Source organism: Mesorhizobium sp. M7A.F.Ca.AU.001.01.1.1, assembly GCF_004022735.1.
Lineage (GTDB): Bacteria > Pseudomonadota > Alphaproteobacteria > Rhizobiales > Rhizobiaceae > Mesorhizobium > Mesorhizobium ciceri.
Genome location: NZ_RZPF01001153.1, coordinates 1 through 1,112 on the forward strand (window position 1 = coordinate 1; position 1,112 = coordinate 1,112).

2 protein-coding genes and 1 pseudogene are annotated in these 1,112 nt (G+C 65.8%); all 3 read left to right on the forward strand.

The genetic code is table 11. From position 1 onward, the window contains the following. Positions 1 to 93 (forward strand): annotated as a pseudogene (locus EN884_RS40370) (SRPBCC family protein); the annotation flags it as partial. A 13-nt stretch (positions 94 to 106) separates the two neighbouring features. Then, complete coding sequence (locus tag EN884_RS36685; protein ID WP_063168522.1) at positions 107 to 901, forward strand: FAD binding domain-containing protein; 795 nt, start codon at positions 107 to 109, stop codon at positions 899 to 901. Between the two features lie 59 nt (positions 902 to 960). Next, positions 961 to 1,112, forward strand: a 152-nt coding sequence (locus tag EN884_RS36690; RefSeq protein WP_128361162.1) for a 2Fe-2S iron-sulfur cluster-binding protein, incomplete at its 3' end; no start/stop codon positions are given.

Genomic DNA, 1,112 nt, shown 5'->3' on the forward strand with positions numbered 1-1,112 from the left:
GAGGAGGCAGACAAGCTGGCCGAGGGCATGGGCGCCAATGTCTTTCAGGGCGGCTTCGACGCCCTGAAAAGCCATTTCGCCGGCCAGAGCTGACAGGAGCCAGACCATGGCGCTGGCACTGCAGACTTTTGCAACGGTGAAAGACGCGAACGCGGCACTGAAGGCGGCCGGCACCCGCTATCTCGGTGGCGGCACGCTGGTCGTCCGCGCGGCCAATGAAGGCGACGTTTCGGTTTCCGGCCTTATCAGGTCGACCGAGCCGTCCCTGTCCACCATCGCCGTTGCCGGCGATAAAGTCTGCATCGGCGCTTCGGTGACCATGGCGGCGATCGCCGGCCATCCGGGGCTCGGCACGCTCGCCAAGGCCGCCCGTGCCGTCGGAGGCCCGGCCATCCGCAACATGGCGACCGTCGGCGGCAATCTTTTTGCCCCGAGCCCGTATGGCGATTTCGCTGTTGCCCTGCTGGCGCTCGATGCGACGGTCAGCACCGATGACGGTGAAACGCCGATCGAGACTTTTCTGGCCAATCGGGGCGGCAGCCGCGTCGTCGTCACTTCCGTGAGCTTCACGCTTCCGAAGGCCGACAGTTTCCGCTTCCTGAAAGTGTCGAGGGTCAAGCCCAAGGGCGTCTCCGTGCTCAGCATAGCCGGTGCTCTGGAACTGTCGTCGGATGGCTCGGTGACCTCGGCGCGGATCGCACTCGGCTGCATGGCGGATCGGCCCATGCGCGCCAGGGCGGCGGAAAAAGCGCTGATCGGCCGAACGCTAACCGCTGACGGCATCGCGCCGGCCTTGGCCGCGGCCGGTGATGGCACCTCGCCCATCACCGACCCGATCGCCAGCGCCTGGTATCGCGCCGAAGTCCTGCCGGTTCATCTCGGGCGGTTGCTGCTCGCATAATATTTGTTCGGGGGCGCGCGTCTGTCCGCTGGTTCGGGCAGGCGCGCTGGGAGGAAAACATGGCAAAGGTTCCGGTTCAATTCACGCTCAACGGCTCGGAAAAGGCCGAATTCATCGACAGCGGCACGACGCTGCTTCAGGCGCTGCGCGACAAGATCGGCGACACCTCGCCGAAGGGCGGCTGTCATCAGGGCACCTGCGGCGCCTGTTC

Coding starts and splice junctions, on each gene's coding strand:
- EN884_RS36685 (WP_063168522.1), top strand. CDS start 107: ATGGCGCTGGCACTGCAGACTTTTGCAACGGTGAAAGACGCGAACGCG.